This is a genomic window from Flavivirga rizhaonensis (assembly GCF_004791695.1).
GTDB classification, from domain to species: Bacteria; Bacteroidota; Bacteroidia; order Flavobacteriales; family Flavobacteriaceae; genus Flavivirga; species Flavivirga rizhaonensis.
Window position 1 is genome coordinate 41257 of record NZ_SRSO01000033.1, and the last position, 7444, is coordinate 48700.

The 7444-nt window shown below is 33.7% G+C and carries 6 protein-coding genes; 3 read left to right on the forward strand and 3 right to left on the reverse strand.

What is annotated here, in order from left to right; translation table 11 throughout:
- Window positions 1–161: 161 nt before the first annotated feature.
- The 3 genes from EM932_RS18110 to smpB form a co-directional block, all read right to left on the reverse strand.
- Window positions 162–2009 carry a Xaa-Pro dipeptidyl-peptidase gene (locus EM932_RS18110; RefSeq protein WP_135878618.1) on the reverse strand — a complete coding sequence of 616 codons (1848 nt, stop codon included), beginning with the start codon at window positions 2007–2009 and terminating at the stop codon, window positions 162–164.
- Between the two features lie 16 nt (window positions 2010–2025).
- Window positions 2026–2562 (reverse strand): hypothetical protein, encoded by a 537-nt coding sequence (locus EM932_RS18115; protein WP_135878619.1) that lies wholly within the window; start codon window positions 2560–2562, stop codon window positions 2026–2028.
- Between the two features lie 159 nt (window positions 2563–2721).
- Window positions 2722–3180, reverse strand: a complete 459-nt coding sequence (gene smpB / locus EM932_RS18120) for an SsrA-binding protein SmpB (protein WP_135878620.1) — start codon at window positions 3178–3180, stop codon at window positions 2722–2724.
- Window positions 3181–3407: 227 nt separating this feature from the next.
- Here smpB and EM932_RS18125 point away from each other — a divergent pair, with 227 nt between their 5' ends.
- The 3 genes from EM932_RS18125 (at window position 3408) to lpdA (ending at window position 6995) form a co-directional block, all read left to right on the forward strand.
- The gene (locus EM932_RS18125; RefSeq protein WP_246041140.1) at window positions 3408–4901 is read left to right on the forward strand and encodes a S41 family peptidase; all 1494 of its coding nucleotides are present in this window, start codon (window positions 3408–3410) and stop codon (window positions 4899–4901) included.
- 107 nt (window positions 4902–5008) lie between these two features.
- Complete coding sequence (locus EM932_RS18130) at window positions 5009–5512, forward strand: hypothetical protein (protein ID WP_211344320.1); 504 nt, start codon at window positions 5009–5011, stop codon at window positions 5510–5512.
- Window positions 5513–5594: 82 nt separating this feature from the next.
- Window positions 5595–6995 (forward strand): dihydrolipoyl dehydrogenase, encoded by a 1401-nt coding sequence (gene lpdA / locus EM932_RS18135; protein ID WP_135878622.1) that lies wholly within the window; start codon window positions 5595–5597, stop codon window positions 6993–6995.
- The last annotated feature ends 449 nt before the right edge of the window (window positions 6996–7444 follow it).

Below are 7444 nucleotides of genomic sequence, written 5' to 3' on the forward strand. Positions count from 1 at the left end.
TCCATTTATTTTCCCTCGAAACGATTTATCAGTGTATTGAGAAGTCAAATTTTCAGATTTTTCGGTTCTTCTGTTTAACCGATTTAATGTTTCAATTAGGTCTCCAATTAATATAAAGTTCCTTTTTGTAGTTGGGAAAATCTTCATTTTTCAATAAAATTTTAATTTTCCAAAGCCCTATTAACCCTATCAACCCCACCAACAACAGGCAAGGACAAACTAGTACCATCCAAATCCACAGTCAGTTCGGTTCCGGCTTTTGGGTGTAAAGTAAACTCTTTATCACTAGAAAAAATCATCAAACCAATTTGTTGCCCTGCTTTAATAATTTGATCATCAGGCATTAAATTAAAAGAAACTTCATAAAATTTTCTGGGTTTTAAGGGGCTGCTTTCGGTTAATGATTTATAGTTTTGAGGATCTGCCCAACCGCGTGTAATGATATTTTCTGTAATTGCAGTGCCTTCTTGCTCATTCCAGGGAAGTGATACTAACCAAATAGATAAGTTGGTAGCTGGTTTATTACTCGCTAGTTTTACGGTTACTTTAGGTACTCCAGAAATATGAATATCTTTATTTAATTTAGGAGTTACGTAAAGTAAACGATGCTTAGAATTTTCTACTGTTGCCAGGTCTTTACCAGAAAACGAATAATCATCAACCAAGATTTCATGTCCTTGCTTTTTCACTTTAAATGTACTCAATCCACCGGTTTTAGGAGCTCCAGAAGTTAGGTAAAGCTTCACATTGGATGCTTCTGGGTTTGGGTAGTCTTTATAAGCTGTAGGTTCGTCTATTTCGTCATCCTCACGAACTATCCAGGCTTTCGCATCATTTTCAACACCGTTTTCAACACCATGCAAATAACGTGTAAACCAGCGATTCATCAATTTAATAGGAGGTGGGCCGCCATGCCCGTTTTGATGATAAAATATTTGAGTTGGAAGCCCCATTTCTTTAGCTTTGGTATATAAGCCGTAGCTGTGCTCAGTCATCACGTTCCAATCATTAAAACCATGAGACATCAATAAAGCTGCCTTCATATTCTGGGCATTATCCATTAAATTACGTGTTTCCCAGAAATCATTATAATCCCCAGTAATTCTATCCATACCATTTTTCATTTCGGTATCTCTAACAGTTTTATTATTGTACGGGCGATTAGCTTCTGCACCGCTATGGATAAAATCATAAAGAACATCAACATCTTCTCCTAAATACCCGCCAGGAGATCTTACTAAACCATTAGATCTGTAATAGTTGTAAAAAGAGGTTACAGGTGCAATAGGAATTATAGCTTCTAAGCCATCTACACCCGTTGTAGCCGCTGCTACAGGTAATGTGCCATTATAGGATGTTCCTGTCATACCAACTTTTCCAGAAGACCAATAGGCTGTAACAAGTTCATTTCCATCAATAGTTTTATAACCTTTTATACGTCCGCAAAGCCAATCAATAACAGCTTTTGGAGCTAAAGATTCATTCTTGCCTCCAATAGTTGGAGCCCCTTGTGAAAGTCCAGTACCAGGAGAAGAAGAGTGAACCACAATATAACCTCTAGGAACCCATTTTCGTATATGAGAATTAGAGATAATTGGACGTTTCCCCATTCGGGTTACTTCTGCATGAACACGTTCTTTAGCAGATTCCCCAAGTTCATGTTTTACATCCCAAAAAAGGCCATCTACATCTGGCGCAACACCAGCAAAATAAGGACTGGAAATATAAATAATAGGAAGTTTTAATCCTTCACTTTCAGTTTGTTCTGGTCTGGTAACAGCAACATGCATACGATCTGGTTTACCATCGCCATCGGTATCAAACGTTGTTTCTACCCACAAATCATGTCTAATCCATTTGCTAGGGTCATTAAATGCTTCTACTACTTGAGCTTCGCCATCTTTAAAGACAGGTGTCGTTTTTGCTTTTTGTCCTAAACTTGAAAAAACACCTGTAATAAATAAGGTGCCTGTTAATAGTATAGACTTTAGTCTTAGAGAGGAATTCATATTTTTTAATTGAGATTTATTCGTTTGGAAGATAATTTTCAGGAATCTTATTTTCATTAGTTTCCTGAGTCCAGAAAATATTGATAACCCACCAGCGTTTACCATCATTTAAAAGTTGAATACTATTGATACCTCTCATAAATGGCTTGATATCATCTTTGCTATAAAAAGCTTCATAGGTGCTAAATACTTGGGTAATATTACCAAAAGTATTGACTTCTCTGTGTATTTCTTTTTCAAAAAAACCATGTTCAACAAGCCATTTTCCTGAACTTTTAACATAATCATCAGGAGACATATAGCGTACTTTAATCTCACCTTCTTTGTTCTTTCCGGAAGGGATTAATTTGGCTCCAGGTTTAAATAAAAATTTAAATAGCTCCCAATCTCTCTTTGCGCCTCTTTCTCCCGAAATAACAGCATATAATGTTTTTACAGTACTATCTAGTGTTTTTACTTTTTCAGAATAGTCTTTTGCTGCTTCTTTTTTTTCTTGTGATGTTACAGATAATGTTACAATACACAATAGTATAATGGATATCGTTTTTTTCATCTTAAAATATGGTAAATCTTATTTTGATTAACAAAGTAAAGCATTTGTTGGCTTTTAATCGTTAATGCTTTCTTAAATTTAAGGCTCTTTTATCGATGAGTGCATCAACGCTGGTACACAAACAGCCATGCTTAACTGGTTTCAGTAAAATCCGGAAAATTATTTGAAGTTTTTCTTGATCCTATCCAAATCACGTTTATTGTCCCGATCCTTAATAGTTTCTCTTTTATCATATAGTTTTTTACCTTTTGCTAAAGCAATGTCCATTTTAGCGTATCCTTTTTCGTTTATAAATAATCGTAAAGGAACAATAGTGAGCCCAGTATTTTGAACCTCTTTTAATAGTTTTTTTAGCTCTCGTTTGTTTAGCAATAGTTTTCTTTCTGCTTTGGGACGATGATTGTAATAATTACCAAAAGCATATTCTTCAATGGTCATATTGATAACAAAAAGTTCTCCTTGCTCATTAAACTCACAAAAACTTTCAGCTATGGAAGCTCGGCTACTACGTATGGATTTTATTTCTGTTCCAGTTAGCACAATTCCCGCAGTATACTTGTCTAATATCTCATACTGAAAGCGCGCTTTTTTGTTTTGTATGTTAATGGTTTTTTGCATGGAGCACAAAACTACATAATTTTATGAAGTTATTTATGTGTGACACTATCGAAAAATTAAATAGGGCGTTAAAGAATTATTAATTGATTATACTTTTAAGTAAATACAATTACTTTAGCAAGAGGAATTCAATTTAGTATATGAGAAAGGCAGTTTTATTACTTTTCGTTTTTTTTATTTTGATCTCTTGTAGGAGTCTCAAAAATCATAATGAACAAATCACGAAATTGCATGATGTTATTGATTTGCACGAAGATATAGATAAAGTATATAGTCAATTAAAAAGACATCATCCCAAATTATATCAATATACTTCCAAAGAAGTTTTGGATTTTAAGTTTGATAGCTTGAAACGCACAATTATTACACCAATTAACTCTAGGGAATTCTACAAAAAGTTAGCACCAGTAATATCTCAGGTAAAACAAGGTCATATTTCTTTAAGTTCTGCAAATAAGTGGTATACAAAGAAAGAACGTAAGCAATTGCTTAAGAAGAAATTTGAGTTTTATGCTTTGGATTTTGAATATTTAGAAAACAAGCTATGGGTTAAAAATACCAGAGGAAAAGATTCTACAATGGTAGGTAGTGAAGTGGTCAAAATAGAAGAGGATTTGGTTTCCGATTTAATAGATTTGTATAAAACACGTTTTTCTTCAGACGGCTATAATACTACATTGCATAATAGGTACGTAGGGCGGCATTTTTCTAATTTTTATTATAAGGATAAAGGGTTTGTAGATAGTTTAAGGGTTACTTTTAAAAAGAAAGACTCCTTATTTATTAAGACGTTTAGAAGATTAAAAAAGAAAGAAAAGCCTAAAAAGCAAGACTCCACCAAAACTAAAAAGCGTATAAAATTAACTTCTGAAGAGAAAAAAGCAAATCGACTGGCTTCTAAAAAGAAGCGGAAGTTTAATAGAAAACATGGTTTTATAAAAAAGAATAAAGAATATACACGAAATTTTGGCTTTGTGAAAAAAGCTAAAGATGTGGCTTATATGAAACTAAGAAGTTTTACTAATGGAAGTTATAAAAAATTTTATAAGGAAAGTTTTGCAAAATTAGATTCAGCAAAAACAAAGTATTTAATCTTAGATTTAAGAGATAATGGAGGAGGGAGAATCGCCGAAATTGATTATCTATATTCGTATTTAACCAAAGATAAATATAAATTTATAGAAGATAGTGAGGTAAATAGTCGGGTACCATTTTTGAAATTTTTAATGAGTAATACAACACCAAATAGTTTAAAAATATTGTCAGGTATTGTATCCCCAATAATCATAGTTCAGAATTTAATAAGAACGAGAAAACAAGATGGCAAGCTGTATTACAGATTTAGGCAAACAAAGGTTAGAACCCCTAGGCCTTTACATTTTGCTGGACACATTTATGTATTGATTAATGGAAATTCATTTTCGGCTTCCTCTTTAATCTCAACGCATTTAAAAGCAACCAAGAGAGCTACTTTTGTAGGGGAAGAAACGGGAGGTGCCTATAATGGTACTGTTGCGGGCATTTATAAAATATATGAATTGCCAAATACCAAACTAAAGATAAGGATGGGTATGATGCAAGTAGAAGCACCACAAAAACAAAATCCAGATGGCTATGGTGTAAAACCAGATATTGAAATTTTACCAACAGTTAACGATAGAAACCTAAAAAGAGATTCAGAATTAGAATGGGTATTAAATGATATTAAGGAAAAGAGATGATTTTATGAGGTTATGGATTCGTAGAATGTGTTTTTAATATAAAACGTGTTAAACACTCTCGTTTATTAAATTTTTCTTCATAGTTTTATTGAAAAATCAACCAAATTATGAATCGCCATCAATTTATTAAGTCAGTTGGAATGACTTCTTTAATCATTCCAATATTACCATTGTTTTCTTTTAGTAAATCACAAAAAGAACCTCAATTAAACAAAGCATTAGTTGAAGAATTTGTAAGGGTTTCCCATGATAAGTTTGATATGGTTAAAGAGCTACTTGAAGAGCATCCAACACTTCTTAATGCAGCTCATGATTGGGGAGCAGGTGATTTTGAAACAGGGCTGGGGGCTGCAAGCCATGTAGGTAATAAAGACGTTGTGCAATACTTTTTAGACAAAGGCGCTCAGGCTAACGTTTTTACTGCAGCACTATTTGGTAAAATGGATATCTTAAGACCTATGATTGAATTTTCTCCCAGCTTAATTAACGCAAAAGGACCTCATGGTTTTACTTTACTACATCACGCCAAAAAAGGAGGAGACGAGGCTTTAGAAGTTAAAGAGTACTTAATTTCTTTAGGGGTAAAAGAAACAAGAATTCCACTTTATTAAACACGCTTTTTTTATTGTCTACCCATAAAACATTCAGTATTTTTGTTTTTCAAATTTTTAATAAAAACATCAAAATATATTTATGAATTCATACGATGTAGCCATAATTGGTTCAGGACCTGGAGGATATGTAGCAGCTATCCGTTGTGCACAATTAGGAATGAAAACTGCCATTATAGAAAAGTACTCTACTCTTGGAGGTACTTGTTTAAATGTTGGTTGTATACCAAGTAAAGCACTTTTAGATTCTTCACATCATTATGAAGATGCTGTAAAGCATTTCGAAGAGCACGGTATCGAAATACCAGGAGATGTTAAGGTGAATTTAGAAAAAATGATTGCTCGTAAACAAGCTGTTGTTGATCAGACTATTGGTGGTGTTGATTTCTTAATGAAGAAAAATAATATTGATGTTTATCAAGGTTTAGGAAGTTTTAAAGACGCAACTCATATCACAATCTCTGGAGAAGAAACTACAGAAATAGAAGCAAAAAACACAATTATAGCAACTGGAAGTAAACCTTCAAGTTTACCATTTATAAATATTGACAAAGAGCGTGTTATAACATCAACAGAAGCTTTAAGACTTAAGGAAATACCAAAACATTTAATTGTTATTGGTGGTGGTGTTATTGGTTTAGAACTTGGTCAAGTTTATAAAAGATTAGGAGCAGAAGTTTCTGTTGTAGAGTACATGGATCGTATTATTCCGACTATGGATGCAGGGCTCTCTAAAGAACTTAATAAAGTTTTAAAGAAACAGAAATTCAAAATTAATGCCTCTCACAAAGTAAAATCTGTTGAGCGTGTAGGTGATGAAGTTATTGTAAAAGCAGATAACAAAAAAGGAGCAGAAGTAGAGTTTAAGGGAGACTACTGCTTAGTATCTGTTGGGCGTCGTCCTTATACGGATGGCTTAAACGCTGAAGCTGCAGGGGTAAAATTAAATGATAGAGGACAAGTTGAAGTAAATGATCATTTACAAACAAGTGTGTCTAATATTTATGCGATTGGAGATGTTGTAAAAGGAGCTATGTTAGCACATAAAGCTGAGGAAGAAGGTGTTTTTGTTGCAGAAACATTAGCAGGACAAAAACCACATATTGATTATAATTTAATTCCAGGGGTTGTTTATACATGGCCAGAGGTTGCTGCAGTTGGTAAGACAGAAGAGCAACTTAAAGAAGCTGGTGTAGACTATAAAAAAGGACAATTCCCAATGCGTGCTTTGGGTAGAAGCAGAGCTAGTATGGATTTAGACGGGTTTGTAAAAATTCTTGCAGATAAAGCAACAGATGAAATTTTAGGAGTGCATATGGTGGGTGCACGAGCCGCAGACATGATTGCCGAAGCTGTTGTGGCTATGGAATATAGAGCATCTGCTGAAGATGTATCACGCATGTCTCATGCACACCCTACTTTTACAGAAGCTATTAAAGAAGCGGCTTTGGCGGCTACCGACGATAGAGCATTGCATATATAATTTATTAAAGTACCTTAAAAATAAGAGGCTGTCTGAAAAGTGTCATTCTGAATGGAATGAAGAATCTTTTTAAAATATATGACTCTGATTATGAGTGAAATAAGATTCTTCGCGTTGCTCTGAATGACAAGATTAACCACTTTTCAGAAAGCCTCTTTTTATGGCCATTTTTGGAATCAATCAATTAAGGATCACGTAATTTTCTTTTAATCGAAAAGAATTCTCCGAGGCTCTGCCTCGGGGTTTCCGTTGAAGTTGTCATTCCCGTGGAAACGGAAATCTAAATAACTTCGGTTTCTATTTAATTTTTTTAGAAGAATAAGGCTGTAGTTTAAAATAGGTATTATTTTTATACATTTAGATTATGGATATATCAGAAATCAAGTCAGAACTGCTAAAGCTATCTTTATCTGACAGACAACGACTCCTGTCCGAGATTCAAATAAAAG